The following is a 25,886-nucleotide window of genomic DNA, read 5'->3' as shown; positions in this document are numbered from 1 at the left end:
TTTTCGTAAAACCTTGGATATACACACAAATTACGCTCACCCTGAACAACTTAACCTTTTACATTTTTTTAATGAACATCAAGTCAAATATTTGATTTTTGGTGACTTTGCAATCAATACTTTTGAGAAGGGGCGTCCCATTACACATATAAAACTCTGGATAGATTCAACGCCAAAAAATATTGAACGACTAAATCAGGCAATAAAAGAAGCAAATCCCAATCGCTTATATACAAAACTACCGACATCAATACCACTTAGAAATGTATCTAAAAGGATACTGTCTGTTGGCGCCCCCAATTTCAAAGTAGAGTTATATCCATGTATTGCTGGCTTTAAGGCCGATGACTTTTTAAACACTTATCAGCATCGTATCAATGGAAGAGCAATCGCATGGGGAGAGCAGTCACCATCTCAGATTATTTCGCTCCCACAGTTAAACATCAATCAACTTTATGCCAGCATCTTACAGTCCACCTCATCCCGAAAACTATGGGACTCTACCGCTCTGGAAAAAGTTGCTGAAAGAAACAAACTTGACATAAGAAACATTTATCAAATTCAAAATGGCTTACCTCCAAAAATTACCAAGACTGCACACGCCGAGCCCCCCAGTAAACGTGATTTTGATTCGCTTAGAAAAGAATTAGATATTGAGATTGTATTACAACACTACGGTTATTATCTGGACGCCGAAAAGACAAGTAAAAATGGTGTTTGGAGAATTTATAAAACAGGGATTAAAGGGGATAAGCAACGATTAGCAGTTTGTAACATCGCAGGGAAGTACCGATATAAAGGGTTCTGTGACCTGAACGATTTGGGAAAACCATACAAAGATGCCCAAGGAAATTGGAAACGAAGCGAAGGCTTCAAAGGAGACTCTATTCAATTTATTCATCGCATGGAAAATGAGAATTGGAAGAGCACCTTTGCTGTTGTTGACCAAATTTTAGGAGACACCCAATACCAACACAAAGTGGCCAAATTAGCCCCACTTCGAGCGGTTTCTGAAAGCTATTTTTTGAAAGATACAACACTCCGAGAAACCGATTTAAAAGAAACCTACACTCCTACCCTTCTGAAAGACAGCCGTTATCTGCTCAATCGGGCAATCAATATTCCGACCCTGAGCCACCCTGCGTTTGTGTCAAAAATTTTGAATGTTGGCCTAAAACAATTGGCCTACGAATTAATTGAACCACTCTTTCTCAATAATACCAAAGGGAAAAACGTGGTACTCTCTCAAGGTGCATTGCTTTTTACCAAAGAGCTACTCCAATCTAATGACCAGGGTGATAGATTTTTCTTCACAAAACTTGATGGGCAAATCAATCGGTTCTCTCTGAATGAAGTTTTCATTGACAACTATTTAAACCGCCTAAAATCCAAAGACTTAGTTTTCCAAAATACGGCTTTCCCGCTATTTGCGATTGATGGGAACTTAGCGTCTTTAGACATAAGGAACGATAAATTCAAACAATTTCCTAGCATAGAAAGACGTGAAGCACTTTGGCTGTCAAATGCCCATTTTAGATTAAAAACTCACTATCAAAACATTCCTATAAATACTTTGGGAACGCTTTACCGAAACCTGAGTAATAACGAAATTTACTTTTTCTACCTTGACCGAAGTAATTCAGCTCAACTTTCTATTCCCTCTAACAAAGTGACAGAACTCTTTGAGCCCTTATCAGCCAATCGCCTTATACTTTGTGAGAGTCCAATTGATGCATTGTCCTTCGCTCAATTAAACCCAGAAACACCTGAAGAACGTCGGCTTTATATTGCCACTTGTGGCACTCCAGCTAAACATCAAATGGAGCATATTCAACATATACTTAACCGAAATCCGTTGGCTGAAGTGGTAATTGCGCAGGATGGTGATAATGCTGGAATTCGGTTTGCAATTAATTATCTTGGGCTTAAACACCCCAACGAACAGCACGATTTTAACCTAACGCCTTATATCACCTATAGCGCCCCACCTATTGGTATCCAAAGTGTACAGCAACTGATTGGGAGCTCTAACCAAAAAATTGAAGACGGCGGACATCTTCCAACAAAAGATGATAATTTCATAAAGGGGCAAAACCACCTTCGGCTCGAACTTTCGAACAAGTTGAAAGGCTCTACTTTGCAAGCACTTGAACAACAACACGAAAAATACATTAACGACTTAACCGCTAGTTTGAATAAGTTTGTAACAAAAGAAGGAAATGAGTTCAAGGCGAAAGCCAGTCAATTGAGCCACTTACAAACGCCTGGTGAAGATAAATTATGCACCCATGTTGTCATTTCTTTTCCCAATGACACAAATATGCTCATTCGGGCACTCAACAAACTTTCAGATAGCATTAATCAAAAGCAAAGTCATCCCCTATTTCTAATTAGCCGCCCCAGCCGTACGCAAAAGGACTTTAATGAAATCTTACAACAACGCAATGGCGAAAAACTTCCCGACAGTAGCCTTTTAAAATTACCCCCGCCACTCCACAAAGCTAATCTGAATTTGAGTCAAACCCCCGTTAAAGCACAAAACAAACTAGCCATCTGAATACTCTTCCGCATTTATTTTTTTGCTTTTCTTACCCTACTTTCATTAAAACCAAGAATGACAGCCATATATGCTGTTGCATCATTGGGTTTTCTTTTGCCTGCTTGTATTTCCATATCGGCGTTTACAAAACGATTGGCTAAATCTTCATCTTGCAGTATCTTGTTCCTTTGAATTTTAGTAAAATCATACATTTCCAACCGTTCGTGCATGTATTTCCAACGGTCATCCATATTTAGAGCATTCAGTGCCTCACGAATTTCTTGCAATTCTTGTATTGCTTTTGAATTTTGAGTTTGAATGTAAAAACTCAGGTGAGTTACTTTTCTGCCTGTTTTCTGTATTTGATAGCTACAGCTAATGTCAGTTTTTTCCGAAATTTCTTCACAACTTGGGTCCAACACGCGTCTCTTTAGTTGCCCAAAATCATCATAGGTTTCCTCATTGGCTCCCAGTAAGTCTCTCAGGTCTTCAACTGAGACTTGAGACCAAGTACCACCATTAAAGTTCTTCCAACGCGATAGCATTTCATACAACCTTTGCGAATAGGTTTTATTGAGCGATAGCGCAATTGCTAATTCATATTCTGTATAGCCACTTTTAATTTGAGCAATGTGGGGTATCACCTCATACGATAACCCTATTTCAAAGATGCCCTCTTTGGCACTATATCTAGCTGACGAAAATACATTATAAGCTTGAAACTCCTTTTGTTCATCGTTCCTTAACCATATCTGACAGTTACGCATCAACGACTGGGCCATGCCAAGCATTTGTCGATAGTTTTGGGTAATGAGCTTGGCCGGTATTCTAAATTGCTTATTTTGCTTTAGATTTATATCTGCTTCACTTAACTGATTCAACACGATATAAAAAACTCTCTTCTCCAGAAGTGAAAAGCTCTGGCGAGTCATAATTGAAGCATTTGGCTGTCTATTGTAATGCTTTAACTTCATTTTTCTTTGATTTGAAAGCAAGTTAAAAAAAATAATCTGTCAAATAAAAAAAGTGTCAGAAATTTTAACTTTTTGACAGAGTTGGACTACATTTTGACAGAATTAAACACAATCAACTGTATATCAATGTATTATAAAATTGAAATTTGTTTATTGATAAAGTTTTTTCATTAAAATACCGTAAAAAATGCCATTTTTACGGCTTCTCAACACCTCGATAGCTAACAACAATATATCAAATACACATAAATCACTGAAAATCAAATAATTATAAACAAAAAAAGAAGAAAACGACTACATTTTGACAGAATTTAAACAAGTCTTTTGGCAATACGTAACCTTTAAAGCAGGCAATCTAGGTTTACAAAGGTACAATTATTAAATAATACAAAAGAAATAAATTCAATAATATTTAATTTATTCTTATTCAAAATTTATTCTGTCAAAAAATAATGTCAGTCATATTAATTGACAGAATTAGACTACATTTTGACAGAATTAGACTACATTTTGACAGAATTAAAGACTACATTTTGACAGAGTTAGACTACATTTTGACAGAGTTAGACTACATTTTGACAGAATTAGACTACATTTTGACAGAGTTAGACTACATTTTGACAGAATTAACCCGCATAACCGCCTTGTAATCAATGAATTACAAGCCCCGTAAATCATCAATATTTTAATCATCAATCTTAAATAAAAATATAACCAGTTTTTAAACAATTAAATACAGTCTTTCTTTTAGGGAAAAAGTTATCTCAGCAACTCTCTTCTTTCCAAAAAATTTCAAAACAAAAAACAATCAAAATCACCTACCGACAAAAGAGGCACACTGGAAACTATGAAGTTAATTAATACGTCATAAAATGAATTGATTTCGAAACGGCACTGGTTATAGCAAAAATTCAAGGACTAATACCAATGTTAGTGATGTTTATCCAACCCAATCCTATACTAAGCCTGTCCCTGAAATGAGTATTTGCATCATTATCCGATCTAAAACCATCCTAACCTGCTCAAACGCCTAGGGTACATTACTCCTAGACGAACCCTTCCAATACTTTTTCTCTACAGATTTACTGACACCTAAAGTTATCAAACCCATTTTTAAACAGCTTAATTATCATTCCCATAAAAAAGGCGACTCACTTTGAGAATCGCCTTTTTTATGGGAACTAAAAATATTATTTGATAATCAAAAACTTCCGCGAGACTATCTTTTCTTGAGTCTCCATCCGAACCGCGTAACTGCCTTCGGGATGCTCAGATAAATCTGCTTGACTTTTTTGCCAATTTCCTTCTCCCGTGAGTGATTTTTGCAACAAAACCTGCCCACTCGCATTGATAAATTGCAAACTGGCTTTTTGACCTTTCTCCAAATAATACTGGACGGTTACTTTTCCTCCCGTAGGATTAGGATACAGTTCTAAGATAGATACCTCAGTATCGGTTGCCAAACCTTCCTTTTCTAGCCCTATCCGTGGCGGATTGCTGCTCACACAAATACGGTCTTGACGGCAGCTACCTCCGCTTACTCCTTGGATACGAATCGTATTTGTACCTGCCGATAGGCTGACTGTAAAGGTATGTTCAGCCCACACGATGTTCCAAGAGCCACTACTTGGGAGTGAGATATTACTGCTTCCCCCTCCGTTGATTTGTACCCCAATGGTAGGAGCAGCCGACGAATAATAACGCAATTTGACGTAGTACGTGCCCGCCGAAGGGACACTAGTGACAACATAATCTACATAATGGTTATAGTTGTTTTCTTCCCCACGGGTAGAGCCATTTGAGGCGTTAGGATCGCTTGTAATGGCTCCCGAGCCCGACGAGCTTTCAGATTCAATACATTGATTGAGACTTCCACCTCCGCTACTACATCCACTGACAGTTACATTAACACTACCCGCCTGATTTCCGCAACCTGATTTAGAGGCGGTTACAGTGTAGGTATAAGTGCCATTGGAAGAGGGGACGTTGGTACTAACCGAACTGCTACTACTGCTTAGGCCGTTTCCACTCCAAGTGTAGCTCACACCACCACAATCGCTACCGCTGCAATTGGCATTTAGAGTGACACTGGCGCCACAGCTCGGCGTTGCGTTGCTGCTACTTGGCGAAAGACTGAAATTACAACTGCTACCGCTTCCTCCATCGAAAGGTATCAACCTATTGCCAGGGATGGGCCGCTCCATTGCTCCGTTGGGTAATTGCCAGCCTACAGCCAAGTTATCACCGCCAAAGCCTTCTTTCATTACTGCTTCAATATAATATTTCTGTCCTGCTTGCAAATTGACATACACAGACTGTTGAGAATTGAAAAGAAACCAATCTTGGGGATTTGTCCAATTGTTATGATAAGCTATTCTTTGCGCATTGACCGGGTCTTCATTTGTACTAAGCCATAGTTCCACGTTGTCATCTCCCGCAACCCAAAAGGTATAATTGCCGGTAGTAGGCGGACAAATGTATCCTCGAAAACGCGCACCATAGCTATCAGCTATATTGATTGGTGCTTCAAAGAGGGCAAGATTCTGTGAAAAACTTGGTGAAGTGGTAAGATTGGCGGTTGCGTTACGAAAATCAGTAATACTTGTACCTCCTCCGATATTTTCCCAACGTTGATAACTGATACTCCCTAAATTGGGGCATGAAGAGGCAGGATTGCTACCCTGCGGGTCGGTTTCTGCAAAACAATTAGCTCCGTCAACACTTATACCGTTCGCTATCAAACGACTGCGCGATACAAAAGAACCATCCTCCAGCGCGGCTATCCATGTACCGTTAACCTTGTGGGCATAGCAAACTTTATCTTCATTAACCAATGTCCCGATAATCTCGCCTTCATCTTCATCGGCGGGACATCCTACACCGATTCGGCAATTGCCTATGATTTGAAATGTACCAGAAGTACTTACTTCTCCTGTGCTTGTGCCAAAATATTGTCTGACGGCTGAAATAGTGTAAGTACCAATGGGAAGATTGTTATAATTGAATCGAACCCGATTAGTGGCATCCACACCCAGCACTAGGGAATGACCATTTCCTTCTACCCGGATGAACTGTCGGTAGTTGTTTATTTGGTCTCCATTCGGAATAAGAAGTGTAACCACATTAGGGGCAGGTGGTAATTTCCACGTGGGCGTGTGTTTACAAACCGTAGTCAAGGGACGGTTTACCCACTGTCCCCAACGACCTTCTTGGCGGGTTTCCACCACCGCAGGAGGAATAGGCAACGTACAGCCTGATTGTATGGTAAATTGACTTAACCCAAACTCCCGTTGCGCTAAAGTGTTCCAAGCTGAAGTAATTGGCTGTGAAAATGAATGGTCTGTATTATTATCGTTATTTCCATAAATAGCTGCAAAAGGAGTCAAATCGGGGCGAATGACTTGGTTGTTGGCATTGATGATGTTGTTGCTGATAGCAAAGGTATAATCATTGTCGGAGTTGAGTGTTCCCCGATAATCAATTGAGCTAAAGGTAGGTACAAATGAAAATCTGGGTTCAACATAACCCATCAAAGGCCACGAAAAATTGTCGAAATTAGGATTAATAAATCCTCCGGGAAGGCGATCAAAATTGAACGGTAAATTGACATGTAAATTTCCATAACTGGCACCATTGCAGATGCCAATTCCTGCCCCTTCATAGACCATTGTATTCTGGTTAAGGTTATTGGTCCAAGCTGAAAGAAAGGCGTTGCATAATATTCCCCAAAAATCTACATCTAATATTCTATCTCCGGGGTTTAGGCCACCACCCGTTGCATTATTTTGCCTGACTCCTGACAAACTCCCGTTAAGCAAAGCAACGTTTCGGCATTGAGCTGGATAGCCCCCATTGCCCAGATTGACTAAACCCTGACGAAAACTATCAAAGTCTGGATGTCGGGCAGTACCATTGTGATACAGGAGTAGTTGCCGTGCTGCAGGCGTATCAATGGCCTGAACCTCAGGAACAAATAGTTTAACCAAAGCTGAAACCCGAAAACCTGCGAGTGCTTCCAAATTTCGCCGCATAGCCACTAATCCTGGCGGCACATTTGCTCCTTGGTGAGGAGTATCAAACGAAATAAAGTGGCTTACGTTGTGGGTTTGCCCCGCATTCTCCATTTCGCGCAGTGCCCACCTTGCCACCAAACCAGACATACTTTCACCTACCACCACCAATGGATAGCTCCCTACTTTTCGGCTGTTTATTTCATTAATGACTCTTTTAAGTACCTGCGCGTTGTTTTGGATGTAATCGCGCCCGTCGTCGTAGTTGACAAAGACTAAATCATAGCCATTGTTACGGAATGTGTACAAAAACGGATAATACTTTGTATAAATATCAGACATATTGATATCTTGCCCTACATCAAAGCCCTCTGCAATGATAATAGGGCGGTCGAGTACACCATCGCATCCCGTCAGAATAGCATATTCTGCCCCCGCTACATTTTCTGCTAAACGACCATTTTTTACTTTGGGGGCGGCTATTTTGCCCGTAGCAAAAAACGTGGGTCGTTCCAATGCTTTGATTTGAAGCGGGCAATAAGTGATATAGATGCCTCGTTTGGTAATGAGTTTGAGTGCAATCGCAACTGTACCTGTGGTAGTAAACCGATGCGGAATCAACCGCTCTGTATATTCGTAGCGTTGCCAACCTTTGCCGTCTTGAAAATCTATTTCGAGGCCCTCTATGGGGTTTTTGATATTGGTTTGAACCAATTTAGGGCTTATCTGAAACTGTACATCCGCCTGAAAAACCTCGCCTTGCAGCAACCCCGCCGCAATCATCTCAATGTTTTCGTAGGCTTTCTCATCGGCTTTCTTGCCCTGGTTTTTGGCCTTGATATTGTCGTTGACTTGAGCTTGGGTCAAAAACGTCGCATCGGCATTGAGGATACCAATCGGAATTACGTTGCTGCTGGTGATTTGGTCACGACTCCGCGTCTGAATATCCGTAATTTCTTTGGGTTTGGGTTTATCATTCAAATCCGCTTTTTCAACCATCTGAGTTAAGGCTTCAAAATGCAGAGAGGATAAGGTAAGAATGGGATTCCCTTCTTTGTTTTTTTCTTTGGAACGTAACGGTTCGATAAATTGCCTGATAAATGACGCTTTGTTGAGGAATGCCTTACCTTTCAAGGCAGTGGTATCCATGGCGGCCAGTGCTTCTTTATTCTCTTTCTCAAATTGAGCCTGTGATAAAACAGAGGTCAGACAAATGATTGTAAACACGAAAATTATAGGTAGGTGCTTTTTCATAGATGATATTATTTTTTTCGGATTTGGAAATTAATTACGTTTTCTTTCCCGTAGTTTTTTCGTTCAATTTCAATAGGGGCTGTTGCTGCATTAGCTATTCCATCTTTGTAAAAGAAAATAGAATAGTCAATGCCAAACCGAAATTTGTTAGTCTCTTGAGGCAAGATGGAGGCATTATCTGTCCCATTCGGTATTACTTGCGAAAAGCGATAAATGCCTTCTTTGTCTGATGTTGCCGATAGGTCAAAAGTTGGTATCCCTGATAACCCTTTCTTATTGGTTCCATAAAACAAAAATTCCACACCTTCCACGGGCAAATTGTTTTCATCTGTTACTTTCCCTGTCACGACAGTGGGAGTAGAGGGGAGGTTTTTCTCGCAAGCTGCAAGTGCCAATAGAGGTAGTGTGGTTGCGGTTCTGATAAATTGTCTTCGTTTCATAGCATTTGTATTTTAAATTTAATTACTCACCTTTCCATTGGGTGGAAGAAATAAAATAGAGTCAGTTAATAACTTCTCTGAAACATAATTAAATACCTCCACCATGTGTTAAAAATTTATAGAGCCCATTTTCCTGTAATTATCCAACTTTCTTCTGAGCAATTGTGAGTTCCTCTCCACAGTATTATGAAATTTACCTGAGACTGAAAAATATTGTTCTGCTCCAGTATAAATAATAAAGTCTATCCCATTTATAATACCAGCTGCATACAGCCATGGCTTAAATAAGAGTTTCATCTTCATACATTTTTTTAAAAGTGAAGTTTTATTACAAAAATCAGGGATGTTTCATAGGCATTAGTGTAGATAAGGGTGAATGTATGTAGAAAGATAGGCACTTTAGTTAGAAAGTCAATGTTATTTTTTAATGATTTAGTAAACGGTAATTACATACATATAAAAAATAATGGATATTTTTATAATTTCGCCACTTTTCAAACTGAAAATTACTTCTTTCAAAGAAAATATCGACTTTTTTTGAGTCGATATTTTCTTTGATATCAATTGTCCAGCCTATTACCCCCCGTTACAATTTATCAGGCATAACAACTGTCATTTGTTTCATATTGCTGGTTCTTCCATCTTTAAATACTGCTCTAATGCCATATTTGAAAGTGTAAGAATACTTTGGCTCATCTTCTTGAGTACTGTTTTCTACCGCATTTAGTGTACGCCAAAGTGTAAAATTGGTCGTGGTATTGGTTCCATTAGTCACTTTGGGGGTCTCTGAACGATATAACTCAAAATGTTCAATATCAGACGCTGTATAACTCCAATGAAGCGTAATCGCTGGCGTTGTACTTACACTATCAATAGTAGCTGTTAAATTTGTAAACGTAGGCTTCTGGTCTGTAACAATTTCGACAATTACTAGTTGATAACAATCGCCCACATTCTGCGATGATTGGAACTTTGGAACATCATAACATGATTTGTTCCCACTAGAATCAAATGCCGCAACTGTATATACGTAGGTTTTGCCAACCATTAAACTCGTATCTGTCATCATTCTTGTCGTATCTGTTGCGTTCAGTGTTTTAATGATAGACCACGTACCCGACACTTCGTTTAGTTTTCGCCATATTTCAGTTCTTTGAACATCATGGCTAGAAGATTTAGCCCAATATATATCTACATCCGTTCCTTTTACCTGATATTTTGTAATGACAGGTGAAATCGGAGGTTGAGTGTCGGGTTTTTGGTAGGTTATAATGGCTAACTCAGATTCGTGGTAGTTGCTATCCACCGCTGATACGTAATACTTTATTAAGGGGTAGTCAGTGTCCTCTCCTAACGTATCTATGGTAAATATACGACGGCGAATTCCATTAAAGACATCTATTTTTTCAGTCTCATTGCCAATAGTTCGATATACGCGATAGCCTAATAAATCTGCATCTGTATTTTCATTCCAGTCCAATCGTACCATGTGTAGCTTCGATGTACTAGAGGGGTTATATCTAGCAGAACGAAAGTTAGTTGGTCTTGCGGGAGGAACATCTATCGAGGATGGTATTAAAATGTAAGGCAAAGACCAAGTAGTATCATTACCAACACCAATCGCGCCGATTCGATAATAGTGGCTCAAACGAAAAGCAACTTTGTTAGAAATTGTCACTGAATCAATTAAAGCAACCGTATCCGATGGATTTGTGACGCTCCGAATCAACTGAAAAGCGCTATCACTTTTGCTAGAAACATGGATTAGATAACCACTAACCACCGATGCAAGATTTGAAATCACTGTATCTGCAGGAAAACGCCATTTTACTTCAACACCTTGGCTTGTCACTCTAACGTTTTTAATGGCAGGTATTTGTGTCAATTCCTTAGTGACTGTGATTGTTGAGGTCACTGAGGGAATATATTCATCAAAATATGTTTTACCCGCTAAACGATAGGTATAAGTCGTGGTGGTATTGGGAATGGAGTCTAAATAGTAAACAAATTGAGTAGAATTATCCATCTTTGTCCAGAGCTGGCTATTAAGCCTTTCAAAAGCCCCACCATTTGTAGATCGGTAGATTACATAGCTTCCGTAGTAAATTTTTTGGGAATCAAAATCCCATTTAAGTTCTACTACCCCTTTTTTACGAGACAACTGTGGAGCTGCCAGTGTAGGGTATGAAATAGAGCTCGCTGTAACTTCTATCGCATCCATACCAATCACGATAGGCGATGTTGCTGTTTTAGCTGATTTACGGGCAGGGTTTAATGGGGTAGGTTCTATTCTATATCGATAGGTAACACCATTGGTAACGGTTGAATCAACAAAAGCCAGTCCTCCCAGTCTAGCTGCGGCATAACTCATGTCGGCACCCACAGCTACTAAGTTATATTGTAAATTAACCGATGCGGACGTATCACTCCCCATTTCAATAACTTCATCATGATTATCATATACCATTTGGTAATAGGTACTGTCTGCCAGGTGCCATTTAGTACTATCACTATTAAACTTCACAGTGAACGAAGTAGTTGCTACTACGTTGGTTCCAGATAGCGTTTGCCTTGTGATGGTATATCCCCTTGCAATGGAGTTTCTCCACAATTTCGGAGAAAGAGGCATCCATCGAAGCAAGATTTTGTCGGAATAAGGTCTTGCAATAACCTTGATGGAGTCTTTATAAGTGGTTTTGATACTATCAACGGGATTTTGTTGCGACCAAGCCCCAAAGCTTCCAAAAACGAGTAGTAGCGTAAGTTTAAAAAAATATTTCATGATGGATAGAAGTCTTTCTTTCTCTTTTAGTTATCACAAATCGTTCCGACATTAAAGCCTACGCAAATTTTACCCGTAATAAAACCGATGATGGGTGGAGTCATGCAGGCATCTCCCGCTACACCAAAAGGTTTGAGTCCGTTGCCACGCAGCCACATACCGAAGTCAAAAGAGGCGGCGTTTCTTTGACGTTTTTTATTGTACAATCGAGCCGCAGCATAGGCATAAACCTGACCTTTCCCAAGCCAACTTCCTGATGAACAATTGTTAACATTGCTAAGTAACAAGTCAACTCCCGCATCTGCCTCGCCAATGATGGCATATCTCTGCGTCACATCAATATTTACATCTAAAGTAGCGGCAGCACCAAGTGCATAGGCAAATCCATCACGGATACTTGCATACTCAGCAGGTGATTTCTGGTAGTTAGCAGGGGTTAGACCTAAATATTCAATAACTCGGGTTGGTGGTGGCGGAAACGTAGGAACACCACTACCTATCATCAAGTACGCAGACAAGGCCGCATAGGCTTTTACACTCCCACTGTTATAAATGTATTTTAACCCAATTCGATTACTCAAAGGAGCTGGATTACCTGCGTGTAAGTAGAATTTTTCGGAATCAATATGAATCACAACTTTTCCTACTTGTCCATTGGTACCAACCCCCACTAATCCATTTCCATTAGCATCCAATTGGTTTACAAAAGCACTGGCTTCGGCGTGAAAAATCTTATTAGGAATATCCAACATAATCCCTGCCGCTACTACCACATCCCCTTCTTTGGTGAAGTCAGCACTTGAGTTCAGGGCTTTCTTTTTGGCATTGAGCGCATCGGCCTTTTTATTGAGTTCGATTTGGCTATTTTCGCCAGTAGTAGCGAGGTTTGTCAATGACAGCTCATCTGCTCCATCTACAATTGCCCCTAAACCTTGACGGGCATAATCTCCCATTTTTTGCGAAAACATACTGGTAAATACGGCATTCCCGTACATAGAAACACTATTAATCCCGTAGTTTCTGTCAAGGGCAATATCAAGATTTATACGGCCATACATGGGAGGATTTGGTAATATCCCACGCTGGAAGCCAAGCATTACCTTGAATCCGAAAGGCACTTGATAACAAGGTTCATACACCATAACTTGGTTGGCAGGAGCTTGTTTGGGCGTAGTAGGTGTCCCTGTTCCATTGTTAAAAAACGGTCTCATGTTGAAATAAATACCCATTCCTGCTCCATTGATGGCTAAGTCACCAATTCCCGTTGGAATGGCATTGGCTGCTGGGAGTGTTCCCGTGCCTGCGTCAGACGCCACGGCGGTCAACGTTGGGTCTCCATCCGCATTGTTGCCAGTTACTTTAAACATCGTCCCGGCATAAAAATCAATATAACCGTAACGGAAGGCTGTATTAGCTGGGTTACAAACTACATTTCCATGAACACCTTCGTTAGATGTATTATTGCCTTTCCAATAACCAAATTCAGCGCTGGCTTCTACGCCAAAAACCATGGGTTTAAGCATAACGGCCTTAATTTTTCCTTCAAATCCTTTTTGGTTTTCGTTTTCGTAGATGTCCACATATCCCTGTAAGTGGAAGGCCGAAGAACTCGCCTTGACATCAATTCGGCGCAGGTTTACCCCTTGGAATTCAAGTAGTCCTGAACCCTCGTTGTATTTTGTCTTGATAATAAGATTAGACGCACCTGCGATTTGCTCTTTGGCTAAACTAATCTTAAAAGCAAAATCTATCCATAAATCGTTGGAGGTTGGAGCTTGGCCGTTGAGCATCCCTTCAAAACGCGCCAGACGCGTAATAGAAACGGGAAAATTGGCAATGGTTGATTCGCTATTATTAACGTATTCAAAATAACCTACCTGAAACTTGGGCTGCCCCTCAGCTACTTTGGTGCGAAAAATCAAATTCTGAAAACGAACACCCTTAAAGTCAGCTGTTTGAGATTCAGTACTCGGATTGTCACAATGGTTGGAAGCAGTAAGGTCTTTTACTTTTGTATTGATATTGAGTTCTCCACTTAGGTTAGCTGAAGGATAAAAAGTATCGTTTTCGTACAACAATTCAAGTGTGGAGCCTGCATAAAATTTACCCGTACTTCGAAGTGCTTTGATGGGGATTGTCACGTCGGTAATGGCTCCTACCCGTAACGAATATTGTCCTGCAAGGTCAATAGTAGCATTATAAGCTAGTAAACTTCCGCCGCAGGTATGGTCCACCAATGGTACTGAGATACCTCCCCCAAAACTTCCCCCCATGAATTTGTTCTGTAGAAATGCGAGTTCTATTTTTTCTAGTGTCATTTTCCAACGACTGGCTGAATAGGCTTGAGGGGCTGGATCAGTAGGCTTGTGTTCATAAAAGACAACTCCTGTAAAACCTGTTCGATCAATGATAAGCCCTCTACCACCCACACTTGTACCAAAGCCACTTTCAGGTAGAGAGCCTGTCTCGGCTTCGTTAGTGTATTTTTTGAACGACTTAGGCAAGTGTATCACAAATTTTCCAATCGCAATACCCGTCCAAGTGGGTCCTTTATCTCCTTCGTATTGGCTAGGAAAAATGTCTAAATCAGGGCTTTGGGTATCGCTTTCGTCATAAGTAACGTTGCTAACTTCAAACCCAAATCGTTCGATATTGGCGTTACCTGCCACGCAAAACGGTTTATTGAAACAAACTTGTGAATACATATCGCGTACTCCAGATTCCCTATTGAATGGAACAGAAAATCCAAAGCTCACTCGTCCTGTTTCTTCCGCTTTGCGCAGGGTTGTGTTATAAGGTTTGAGTACATTTCTTGGAAAGATCACTTCGGCACAGAGATTACCAGCAGTAAATTCGCCGCAGTTAAAATTTGCTATCGTCCCAGTACAGGTTTGACCATTGCAATAAGGTGTGTTGGCTCCCTTCAAAACAATGCTCCATTGTTTCATAGGCAAAATAAAATCTCCTAGCAAAGCGGCCGTAAAATCGCTGATACCTCCCTCGCGGGTAAAAGTGACGTCTTGTACGCCAAAAAACAGTTCGCGGTTGGGTTCGCTGCTCCCTTTTACCATAAAGTTTAATTTAATAAAAATGGTCAGCTTTGTCACAGATTTTTCAAACTTTGCTTCTAATACCCCTAAAGTAATCCGTGAGTTGTCCCCCAATTTTTTGGTAAGCCCCACTGGCAGCGTAAGTAATGCTTCTGGTGTAATCGTCTCCAGGACTTTACTTGGGTTTTGGTCAAGATAATTAAACATTTTTCGGGCTTTAGCGCGGTTATCAGCAATATCGTCTGATACCTCAGTGGCGATACCCGCCATTGGATCAGCCGCAAAGACCGTCTGCTGGCCAGCAAGACGTTCGTTCAGCGTCGCTAAGGCAGCATCCATCTCCATCATCTGTTGGGCCATGATAGCGGAAGGCGCCGTTGGGGCGGTAGTTCCCTTGGTGGGCGTAGTAGCCGATGGGGTCTTTTCTTTGCCTATCGGGTCTCCTCCTTTATGAGGGGCAGCTACAACGTTCCCGATGAGTAACAGAGCCGCGATAAAGTGAAAAAAATGGTTCATTGATAACTCGAAATTACTTGGTTAAATCCAGTTTAAATAACTTCAGAAATACACCTGTCATGGGCGTTCCTTTGTAAGGTTGAAGCCTGTTACCAGGAGTTGACCTCAACAAAAAGTGTAGTTCATTTTTAGGGTAGTCATAAAAAGCGTAGGTCTGCTGGGGAATCACAAAACCATAAGGCCCCTTCACCGTCTCTGACGTTCCTTTTTGTGGATCGATTAGATACATGACGGGGTAGGTAATGTATTCTTGCGATTCCATTTGGAGTTGTCGTTTTTCGGTGTATTCTTTACCAGTAGCACGCGGGTCGCTTCCCGAAAGTCGATCAAGCGCCCCCAAAAGTCGATTTCCCGTTGAGTTATTGGCTTGGCTCCAGCGCTGTTGTAGCGTCGTAGCGTTGAAAAGCAAGTTGGGCTTGTCAACCTCGGCCAACGATTGGATTTGAGCCGCAAAACCCGACGCTAATTCAAGGTCTATATTTCCGTAGGGTTGGTAAGGTACTGAGCTCCCCCATGGTTCATCGGTAAGGAGCAAAATGCGCCCATCCTTGAGAGCAATACAAACGGGTACACGGTTGACAAAAAGTTGAGACCGAAACGCCAGTCGGTTGTGAGCGTAGTAGTTTTTTAGTACGCCGTCGGCCGAAAGGTGTACCGTACTGTAGTGGTCGTCGCCAGCGGTGGAGGTGCTGTTGACACTCACGGCCAGGTTGTCGCCATTGGGTAGTGACACCAAGTGATAAAATTGTTTGGCAATGCCTGCTGCGGGCATTTTTACTTTGCGCTGGTCATCTTTGGATTCTTCTTTGACATATACTACCCCCGTAGCAGTGTTGATTTTAACGTTGAAGGCCATTGTCTTAAATAGCCCTTTGCTGAACTCAATGTGCAGTAGGCTCTCTTTCTCGTTACCCGCCATCCACGACCCGTTCAGAGGTGCGCCCGTATAGCCTGCTTCAATGGGGATTTTGAAACGATAGTGGCATACCACTTTCCCCTGTTTGTCTAGGCGTACAAATACAAATGAACTATCTTGGTTTTTGGCCATCAAAGCAGGCCCGAAAACCAAATCCAGCCCTAACTCAGTATTGGTTTTGGCAATATCAAAAAAACCACTGCCCGACGAGGCAAAGTAGGAGTTTTCGGCCCGAATACTCATGTCTTTATCGATGGGTAGGTCGATGGCTTGTGATTTGCCCGTAGAATCAATCATACGAACCCCGTTGCCATCGCGTACCAACACCTGAACGCGGTCATTATCTACAACATACGCGTTTTTGGGGCGAATCGCGGCTAATTCTCGTTCGTTGGTTCCTGCCACTAAGTACATGGCGGCATAGGGTGCGTAGTAATAACGGATGGTTTGATAACGCAAGGCTCCGCCGTTGAGAAAAATCCGCCGCACGGTTTTGCGTTCTCCTTCGTAGGCAAGTGCTTTGGGCTGGCTCGACAGGGTAGCAAGGTAATCCAAGCCCGACTCCGAAGTAGCCAAGGGCTTGTCTTTGTTGATGGTACCTCGGTTGCTAATCAAGTCGAAGAATTTGTACGGTATGGGCTGACGCAAGCCTCCGTTGAGGTTGAAAATACCCGTACTGATGGGCTGTAAGCCCGTAGCAGGGTCATAGCGATACTGCACCAAGCCAGGCAGGGAATTGGCGCCCACAGGCAGGCCTTTGGTGGGGCTGGCATCAAAAAAGCCAACGTGTTGCCTAAAAGCCGAAATGGTGATAGTGCCCTCGGGGGTGAGTGCTAGTTGGGTAACGCGTCCTTTGGTCTTGAGTACGGGGGCTACGCTAGAGTTTCCCATCTCATCGGCGGTGCTGTAAAACAAGGGAATTGAATCACTGGCGACTACCCGTTGGGCGTGAGTGATTGAGGCAATACCCAACAGAATCGCGCTAATGACTAATACCGTTTGTAAAAATGTACGCATACAAATGCTATATTGAATAAATGTATTAATTCAATCGGACAAATGGATTGATTGTGTTTTTCTTTTCCCACCTATTTTGTCACCCCGACGATTTAGATGCTCGCAATCGTTGGGGTGACAAAGAAATGTCTATTTATTTCGTAAGCTCGACGGTGTACAAACCAAAGACGTCGAGGACTATTTTGGTACAGGTGTTTTCCTTGACTTTGAACGTAAACGACACTGTCGAAATTGGAGCACTATTGGTAGAGAATGTCGTTTCTACATCTCCGCTTACTACTTTCCAAGTGGATTTTGAAACGGGGCTGCCCAAAAATATATTCCCAGGGTCGTTGATTGTGCCATCGGCATTGAAAGTGAGCGTACCTGTACCCGACTCCTCACTATCCTCGATGACAACAGCTTTCCACGTACCTACCAGATTTTTATCAATGGCGGGGGCGATGCACTCCTCGGATTTGGACTTACAGCCAACTAACAAAACAACAATAACGAAAAAGGAAGCAAGACTTTTGAACATGGGTGAATGGTTAAATGAAAACAAATTATTGAATGTGTTGAAAAAGTATTTTGGCAAAATCACTGCGTAAGGTTTTATCCACTAAATCGGTGTGGAGATCGGAGTAGAGGATGTGTTGGGTATCGGTGGTTTTTAGGACAAAGTTGAGATTATGTACGTCGTTGGTTGCCATGCCTCGGCTGGCTTGGGAGTTTTCGCGATAATCGGCCGTGGTGACCAAAAGGTAACTCCCATCGGCGAGGGTTTGGGCGTGTTGTATCACAAAATCTCCGAGCCGTGTTTGTTGCCCCTCCATGTAAGGTTGAAGAGTTTGCGGCCAATTGGGATTGGAAATAGCTTGCTTGGCCACTGTGATAGAAAACTCCTCGGCAAATGCCTCTCCTACGCTTGAGTCTTTTTTTAACTGCTTGATTAAGCTTTGCGTACCTGCTTTGGTACGGTAGTTTTGGAATAGACGATAGCCTATATAGACGGCGGCAGCCCCTAAAATAAGGGTAAGACGAGTGGTCATAAAGTTAATTTAAAAGTTTTCAAGAAATCATACAAATCGTCGTATTCATCATTGGGTTTGATGTCAATCAGTTCGTTAGGAATCATTGGGTGATTTAGGGCAATGTCCATACCTCGAAGTTTGGCTACTTTGGCAAATACTACTACTTGCGGTACGATAAGGTCTTTTTCCCAGCCAAGAAAATTTTGGTTGAGTCGGGTAATAACAGGCGGTTGCAATAAAGCCGCCAATGCCTCTTCCACTTGCGGCTGTTGCTGATGCCGCAGCCCTGTAAAATAATTGCGCCATGCGATATAACGCTCATCATCTTTGAGCTTATGATTGGTAATGCGATTGATGACAAAATCTACCACCTCCCAATCTTGACGTAAGACCGACATGAGTGTTTGTGGAAAAAGCCCTTCGTTTCGTTTTTTCAGTCCATCAATCATACGAGGATATTTTAGCTTGATGTAGCGTTGAACCAATGGTTGACAGTCGCTCAAAAGGGCGTTCATCAAATGAAAATCGTGATAAAAGCATTTTTCAGATTCCGTTTTTTTGAAAGTATGATTTACAAACTCATCCAACCGCCCACAAACATAAAAATGTTGCCGCGCCTTCGCTCCATTGTTATCCACCAACGCATTATACCAGCCCTTGTGGTGGTTACATTCCCAAAGAGATGCAGTTGGGTGAATATTATTTATTAAGCCCCCACTGTTATATACATTGTAAATCGAACGAGACTCTTTTTTATTTGAGTCTTCAAAGTAATAAGTAATGAATTCCAAGGGTGTTAAAGACATCTTTAATTTATTTTTTGAAAAATTACTTCTTTTTTTCCGTTCCGGGTATCCACCGCAGAGACCGATTTGATAATTTTTTTTCCTCCCTCTATATGGTTTAAAAGAATCTCAGCAAACTTAATTTTATTGATATTATTCTGTGTTTCTCCCTCCAATTTAATTGAGTTTGCTACTTTTCTAATCCAAACATCACTCATTTGTGCGATACCATCGCCTGCTTCGAGTTCGTCAAGGTCGGGGTTATTCACATTGGTTTTGAGCTTGATTTTGCCACCGTTCAATGTTTTGGATTCATTGATGATGATAGTTTGTAAGTTAATCTGTTCAAGCGGTTTTGTGAAATCAATTTCGGGAATTGTAAGTACATTGTCAAATCCATTGCCTGAACCACCTCGGTATTTAATTAAATCTTTTGCCACAGCTTTAAATCCGTCGGTTTCCAGCATTTGTTCTGCAAGTTGCTCCGAGAGCTCTCCCGCAAGCCTTGAATCTTCGCCTGCTGCGATAATATCGTTTATTTTACTGATAAGTGGGTCGCTATCATCAGGCTTGATTCTTAGGGAGTTACTCAGAGGAACTCTTCCACTTGCGGACATAGTTTTGGCAGCTAATCCATCTAAATCAGTTATTTTTAGTTTGGATAATCGAATAGCTCTCTTGGCTAAAATAATACATTCATTAGCAGCTATCCGTGCTCCTTGTGGGGGAATAAAAGTAGGGCAAGTCCAAACATCTACATCACGTTTTTGTTTTACTGCAACACCATTGACAATTTCTTCTACCTCAACATCTACTAATGTGTTCCTATTAATCCATCCCTGCGGGATGACTTTATCTGTGAATTTCAATACCTTACCTTGGAAGGTAGCAATTGTATTTCCTGCTGCATCCAAGATTTGTTTGTTTTTGTGGTCTATTTTGGCACCAATGCTCGATAATCCATTCACCACTGTACTTAATGTTCCTTTTACTACCTTTCCATAATTGGGAAGAAGTTTAGGTGAAATACTGTTTTTGTAGCTCGTGACTTGAGCTACCCAACCTGTTTGAGAACGAAGCGTATTGAGTCGATTACGAGCCGCTTGCGTAAAAGCTCCCCAATTGGGCTTGAATTTATTGACCAAGTTTTTGAACACAGGGCCTGCTGCTTCAGCAAAATCAAGGCTACTGAAAGCCAAATTGGTAGCTAATGAAGAATTAAATTGTGACAAATCACCATTGCTTTCTTCGAGGGCTGAAATAAAGGCATCAGCTACGTTGGTAACTACAGCTTCAGTAACAGACGCTCCCCCTCCTGTAGCTATCATTACTCCTACGTCAAACACCAATTTAGCACCTGCATCAGCAAAAGCGGCAGCAGAAGTTTGTCCGTTGTTTGGATAAAACACTTTGTATTCGCTACCTCCGTAAGGTACATAATAGTACACCTCTTGGTAGAGATTTTCATAGGTTCGCATAACATAGTACTTCTTGCCATTGCTAAAGACCGACCAAAAGTCATAACTGGGTCCATGTACTTGGCCCCAAAAGCGGCGTACAGGATCTGTTTGATTGTTACAGTTAGCAATTGCGCAGGCGTTCAATGCGGCTACTGTTATTACTGTTTCGTCAGGTGCATCAGACAAAACACGACCACCAGGTATAGATAATACTCCGGGAAGTAAATAGCCTGGGAAAGGGGGTAAATCATCTATAAACTCTTGAAGTACAACGTAAGCAGCTTTAGCAGCATCAATGGCGGCTTGGCAGGTTGTAGTTTGTGTTGCATTGGGTTGGTAATTAGGGCAAGCCGTCGTAAGCTGCTCTAACTTGGTAATGGCATCCTGCACGCGAGGGTCATCCGCATAGGGTGTTAGTAATGGCTTGATGTTTTCATTGAAGGTTTCCATCTGGTCAGGCGTGCCTTGAAAGGACTCTAACCAGTCACCAATAAGCTCTTTGGCATCATCTAACGCTGCAATTGCATTATCCACATCCGCAATATTCGCCCAAGAAGGGTCAAATTGTGTAAATACCGTACCCTCTACGAGTTGGTAGCAGGTATTGAGTTTGATGGGTGTGGTAGCGGCTGTTGAACCACTTCCATTGGCTTGCCCAAACACAACGGGTACGTCTATGCTAAAGCCATTGGTGAGTTTCATTCGGGCGTAGCCTTCGCCTGAGAACCCCACCCCCGTCCCCTCCCCTGTTGAGGGAGGGGTGATAGTGACACTTGTTACTGTAATGACATAATCATTGGCCGTAAACTGATCGCCTGGGGCGAGAGAGGCGAGATAAGGGCCACCTTGGTCAGAAGGTGTGATGTTTGTGGGAATACCACAGGCTGCTGCGGTTGGGATGGTACAAGGTACACCACTGAGGGTAATGTATAACTCACAGGGAGCCCCAGTGCCCGATGTGGGAGTTAGTACAAGTTTGTACTCGCCTACTTGGGTAGCTGAAATCTGGGCGGTGGTGAGTGGGGTTGTGATGCCTGGGCCTGTCCAACTGTAGGTGACACCCGTGGGAGAAGTACTTTCTAACGTTTGGGCCGAGAGTGTAAGCGGCTGAAAAGTACTGCCCCCTGCTCCTGTACGCGTTAGTTTCGTGGTTTCGGTTCCTTGTGCATCGGCGGCTTTGATGTAAAAGGCACAGTCGGCCAAGGCCGTAGAGGTGCTACAACTTGCTTGTTTGACTACCTCTACCGCATTAGAAGGCGGCGAGACGCAAGAAGAAGAAGTACAGGTTGCCCGTAGCGAAAGCACATCGCCCTCGTTCCAAGCGGAGATGGTTGAGCCTGCAAAAGTCAACTCAAGTGAATTTCCAGTAAAAGCAAGTGTCCCCGCTGCTCCGCTACTCAGGGTATAACTCCAAGATACTGTAGAGGAGCATCCCGTAGCAACGAGCGTGACTGGGGTATCAGGACAAAGCGTGCGCGAATTTTCGCCACCAATGGTCGGAGCGGCCAGCGTTGTCACTGTCACCATAAGGCTATTACTAGCTTCCGAAATACAATCATTGACGTGGCAATTAGCACTGTAGGAGGTAGTAACCGAAGGACTAACGGTATAGGTTGTGTTGTTGTTGCTCAAAGTTCCTCCAGAAGGGCTCCATACCAACGTACCTGCACAGCTTGAACTGGTGGTGAGTGTGATGGACTGACCAGCACAAACGGTGGTGGCCTCTGAGTCGATGGTAGGAGCAGAAGGCGTGCCAGCGCTAACTACGGCAGTACCACTCATCTGAGCGCTACACCCAGTAGTAGGATTGGTAGCCACGACGGTATAGGTTCCTTCGGTCGAGTGGTTTCCCAAGCTCAGTACGCCACCCGTTCCAGCGATTGCCCCCGTAACCGCCACGCCATTTCTAACTAAATAATAGTTGATACCCGTTGCTGAACCACTTAGGTTGATGGGGGCGCCGTTGGTAAAACAGGCTCCACCCCCTGTTATGTTAAAGATGGCAGGAGCGTTGGGGTTGCTGAGGGTAACAGCCGTAGGGGCAGAAATACAGCCATTTTCATTTTTTACCCGAATACTATATGTCCCCGCCGCAAGGCCATCAAAGGTAGGCGCTGAAGACTCGTTACGGATTTCGCCCGTGTATTCTCCTCCAGGTAAGAGACCAAAGCCCTCTTCGAGCGTAATTTTTACCTTTGCTACATCTTTTTGAGGAGTGGATAGCATGGTATTACGCGTGATTTCATTTTGGCTGTTGCTACCTGTCAAATCCACCCAATTCCCCCCATTATCTTTGGAGTAGAGGAAGGTCGTGCCTCCCGCACCAGTAACCGAAATGGATCCCCCATAGCTGGGTGCGCAGTTGGGGTTTGTACTTGTGGTCGCAGTAATGGTAGGGGCAGCATTGATGGTCAGGATGACAGTCTGCGAAGCCGTACAAGAAGCGTTTGCCGAGGAAGTAGCGACAACTTTGTATTTATATTCACCAGGCGATGTTGGAAAGCTCCGTAAGTTAGCTCGGTTTTCTCCCGCGATTGGGTTCGTATTATTGTTAGCGGGACCATTATCATTGTACCATTGATAATACACCTCTACGCCGTTGGATACACTTGTGCTGACCATATAAAAAGCTCCTCCATAACAAATTGTCTGAGGAGCAATGGGAGCAAGAACGGGCGAAACACAGTCGGCAACCCGAGTAGCCTGAGGCGTCTTTTTTGAGGTAAGGCAGAGTACTTGCTTTTGTTCAAATACACTAGACGAGTTGGCATGATACGCACCACGTAAAAGCACAAAGCAAGGGTTCTCAGAAAGAGAAGTAAAAACACCTCGAATGCGTTTGGTAAAGGTATTATTTTGGGTTGAAAGCTGGGCACCTATGTACTCTTGATAGTCTCCGCCCGTTTGGACAAACCCTTTGGGGAGCAAAAGTTTGAGCGAGAAGCTTTTTTGCTCTTCAAATACAAAAAATGAACTTGCTGGAATATCAAGAAGTTGCGCCGTAATTGTAATTTCTACTTCTTCTCCCACCGAAATCGTTGGTTGAGAGGCATGTAGTGTAAAACGAATGGGGTCTAAGCTAAGGGGTAAAACAGGCTTAGACAACATCGGATGGTTACGATATACCCACGGCACATGCAAAGCTGGCACGGAGTTTTTACCCTCAATTGGCTTATTAGGACTTTCAATCTTCTCTTTTCCTTGGGCTATCAAAGTAGCCAACAGCAGTAAAGTAAACAGACAACAGGTCCGAACGAAAGATTTGATAGAAAACGTCATACGTAATAAATATCAAGTTTTTACTACCGAATACATTCGTAATCAAGATGGTAAAAACGGGTGAAATGGCCTATGGATTAACGATAGTACTATTTTGATCTTCAAATTGGATTTGCCCAGTGGAGGACGCATTTTTGATAAATACTTTTCCTTTGAAAGTATTCCCTCCGTTACTTACATCAACCCCATTTCCCGTTTTGGTAAACGAGGGTTGATAAAATGTGGAATTGGTAATGAATAGACGGCTTGATTCGGCAATAAGTGGCGAGGCAAACGTACAATTATTGACATAGAAACTACCAAAGGAACTTAAAGTATGATTGGTGCCAGTGCCAAGTTGATTAAAATTGGAGAGGCTTATCCAGCCATAACCTGTACTGTTGACTGTCAGCTTTTTACCCGCGGCTAGTTGGGTAGTTCCTCCACTTTCTCCCCATGAGACGCCATTATTTGTACCTGTGGGGGCGGTTACAGTGACATTCCCCTCATAAATGGTATTACCAGCATACGATAACCGTAGTACTCCCCAAGGATGGCTTTGTTGAAAAAAGGTTACATCATCTTTGAATATATCTGGCTCCTGCCCTTGAAGAATCCAATTATCCCCATAACTATTGATAAAGGCCGCTTTGCCCATAAATGTACTTCCTCCATGACAGAATCCCCCAGCATAACCTCCCGATAGTTGGTTCGACGACCCTGTTCGTTCCATTTCGACATCATACCCAAAATAACAACCCTTGTAATAAATATAGTCTGCGCGAATTTTGACGGGTCGCTGGAATGTAATTTGATCACCCAATATAATATACGTTGTTGGCGAGTTAGAGAATGGAACATTGTCAACTTGCAAAAGAAGGGGGGTATTGGCTGTAGAAGCATCCCCTTCAAACGTACACCTTTGAAACTTTAACTGCCCTCGGGTCATAGGTACACTTGACGAAATTGCAAATGATGATCCCTTTTCAAATATCACTTGCCCACTATGACTGCCAAATTCAACCACACAACCATACCGATTGGTAATGTTAATGTTCTTTTTAAACGTAGTCGTATTTTGAGAGCCAATTCCGATGACACCCACTTTGGCATCTATACTTACTTCATCATGAAACGTTCCTTCGGTGATTGTAATGTATGAGCCCCAACTTACTGTTTCATCTTTGATGAAGACAGGTTTCTCACATTGGATTTTACCCCCATATACACCCACTTGGATTCGTCCTTCGTAAGAGTTGGCGTTGTGAAAAGTCACATCGTTCTTAAACGTGGCGTTACTGGATGGATTGGTGGCTACCATTAGCCAACCTGAGCCAATATTCTTAATGGTAGTTTTCCCCAAAAAAAGGTCCCCAACTTGGTTCGAAATCCCATACGTAGTCCAATTTCCAGTGTGACACTCCAATGTAAAGTCGTTTTCATAGGTGTTGGCTCCATACTGTGCTCCCAAATAATCGTTGGTCCCATCTCGGTTGATTTTGAGCGTAAAAGCTCCACGAAACGTAGTGCCTTGGTAAACGCCTGTTCTGACAGCATCTATTGTTCCTCCATTCGCTATCACTGTCGCTCCCGTTGTTGAAAACATCCACACCGTCACTGTTTTACCATCCAAATTAATGGCCGAACCCCAATCCATGTGAAGGTTCCCTAGACCAATATTTCCAGGCAAAACAGGCGTATTATTTGACCCATTTATAACCACATTATCACTAGAACTCGGGACTCCATTAGGCCACCAGTTGGCGCCATTGTTCCAATTCGTATCTACTGAACCTATCCAGTATTTTTGAGCATTCACACACAGTGAACAAAGAAGTAGAAGCAAAGTAAAACCACTTTTCATAAATATTC

12 protein-coding genes are annotated in these 25,886 nt (G+C 42.4%); 1 reads left to right on the top strand and 11 read right to left on the bottom strand.

The window, feature by feature from the left end; genetic code table 11:
• Positions 1-13: 13 nt before the first annotated feature.
• Positions 14-2,557 carry a toprim domain-containing protein gene (locus K339_RS0115665; protein ID WP_028524439.1) on the top strand — a complete coding sequence of 848 codons (2,544 nt, stop codon included), beginning with the start codon at positions 14-16 and terminating at the stop codon, positions 2,555-2,557.
• A 14-nt stretch (positions 2,558-2,571) separates the two neighbouring features.
• Here the strand turns inward: K339_RS0115665 and K339_RS0115660 are convergent, their stop codons facing one another.
• The 11 genes from K339_RS0115660 to K339_RS0115605 form a co-directional block, all read right to left on the bottom strand.
• Entirely contained in the window at positions 2,572-3,513 is a 942-nt protein-coding gene (locus K339_RS0115660; protein WP_028524438.1) for a replication initiation protein, read from the bottom strand.
• Between the two features lie 1,190 nt (positions 3,514-4,703).
• Entirely contained in the window at positions 4,704-8,777 is a 4,074-nt protein-coding gene (locus K339_RS36005; protein WP_028524437.1) for a T9SS type A sorting domain-containing protein, read from the bottom strand.
• A gap of 8 nt (positions 8,778-8,785) precedes the next feature.
• Positions 8,786-9,217, bottom strand: a complete 432-nt coding sequence (locus K339_RS0115650) for a peptidase associated/transthyretin-like domain-containing protein (protein WP_157607605.1) — start codon at positions 9,215-9,217, stop codon at positions 8,786-8,788.
• A gap of 586 nt (positions 9,218-9,803) precedes the next feature.
• Positions 9,804-11,999 carry a fibronectin type III domain-containing protein gene (locus tag K339_RS0115640; RefSeq protein WP_028524434.1) on the bottom strand — a complete coding sequence of 732 codons (2,196 nt, stop codon included), beginning with the start codon at positions 11,997-11,999 and terminating at the stop codon, positions 9,804-9,806.
• A gap of 26 nt (positions 12,000-12,025) precedes the next feature.
• Positions 12,026-15,565 (bottom strand): hypothetical protein, encoded by a 3,540-nt coding sequence (locus K339_RS0115635; protein WP_028524433.1) that lies wholly within the window; start codon positions 15,563-15,565, stop codon positions 12,026-12,028.
• A gap of 13 nt (positions 15,566-15,578) precedes the next feature.
• Positions 15,579-17,498, bottom strand: a complete 1,920-nt coding sequence (locus K339_RS0115630; RefSeq protein WP_028524432.1) for a hypothetical protein — start codon at positions 17,496-17,498, stop codon at positions 15,579-15,581.
• 133 nt (positions 17,499-17,631) lie between these two features.
• Positions 17,632-18,018: a hypothetical protein gene (locus tag K339_RS0115625; protein WP_028524431.1), complete on the bottom strand. Its 387-nt coding sequence runs from the start codon at positions 18,016-18,018 to the stop codon at positions 17,632-17,634.
• A 25-nt stretch (positions 18,019-18,043) separates the two neighbouring features.
• A complete protein-coding gene (locus K339_RS0115620; RefSeq protein ID WP_028524430.1) occupies positions 18,044-18,529 on the bottom strand; it encodes a hypothetical protein in 486 nt (161 codons plus the stop codon).
• Complete coding sequence (locus K339_RS0115615; RefSeq protein ID WP_028524429.1) at positions 18,526-19,317, bottom strand: hypothetical protein; 792 nt, start codon at positions 19,315-19,317, stop codon at positions 18,526-18,528. The genes K339_RS0115620 and K339_RS0115615 overlap by 4 nt, the downstream gene beginning before the upstream one ends.
• Before the next feature lie 2 nt (positions 19,318-19,319).
• Complete coding sequence (locus K339_RS0115610; protein WP_211243803.1) at positions 19,320-23,978, bottom strand: hypothetical protein; 4,659 nt, start codon at positions 23,976-23,978, stop codon at positions 19,320-19,322.
• A 127-nt stretch (positions 23,979-24,105) separates the two neighbouring features.
• A complete protein-coding gene (locus K339_RS0115605) occupies positions 24,106-25,878 on the bottom strand; it encodes a hypothetical protein (RefSeq protein ID WP_157607603.1) in 1,773 nt (590 codons plus the stop codon).
• Positions 25,879-25,886 lie beyond the last annotated feature (8 nt).

This window comes from Runella limosa DSM 17973 (assembly GCF_000482465.1).
Lineage (GTDB): Bacteria > Bacteroidota > Bacteroidia > Cytophagales > Spirosomataceae > Runella > Runella limosa.
Note: the sequence above shows the minus strand (reverse complement) of the source record. Positions and strands in the feature narration are given on the sequence as shown.

Excerpts from the sequence above, each read along its gene's own strand:
- K339_RS0115635 (WP_028524433.1), bottom strand. The coding sequence starts at position 15,565 with ATGAACCATTTTTTTCACTTTATCGCGGCTCTGTTACTCATCGGGAAC.
- K339_RS0115625 (WP_028524431.1), bottom strand. The coding sequence starts at position 18,018 with ATGTTCAAAAGTCTTGCTTCCTTTTTCGTTATTGTTGTTTTGTTAGTT.
- K339_RS0115660 (WP_028524438.1), bottom strand. The coding sequence starts at position 3,513 with ATGAAGTTAAAGCATTACAATAGACAGCCAAATGCTTCAATTATGACT.
- K339_RS0115650 (WP_157607605.1), bottom strand. The coding sequence starts at position 9,217 with ATGAAACGAAGACAATTTATCAGAACCGCAACCACACTACCTCTATTG.
- K339_RS0115615 (WP_028524429.1), bottom strand. The coding sequence starts at position 19,317 with ATGTCTTTAACACCCTTGGAATTCATTACTTATTACTTTGAAGACTCA.
- K339_RS0115630 (WP_028524432.1), bottom strand. The coding sequence starts at position 17,498 with ATGCGTACATTTTTACAAACGGTATTAGTCATTAGCGCGATTCTGTTG.
- K339_RS36005 (WP_028524437.1), bottom strand. The coding sequence starts at position 8,777 with ATGAAAAAGCACCTACCTATAATTTTCGTGTTTACAATCATTTGTCTG.
- K339_RS0115605 (WP_157607603.1), bottom strand. The coding sequence starts at position 25,878 with ATGAAAAGTGGTTTTACTTTGCTTCTACTTCTTTGTTCACTGTGTGTG.
- K339_RS0115640 (WP_028524434.1), bottom strand. The coding sequence starts at position 11,999 with ATGAAATATTTTTTTAAACTTACGCTACTACTCGTTTTTGGAAGCTTT.
- K339_RS0115620 (WP_028524430.1), bottom strand. The coding sequence starts at position 18,529 with ATGACCACTCGTCTTACCCTTATTTTAGGGGCTGCCGCCGTCTATATA.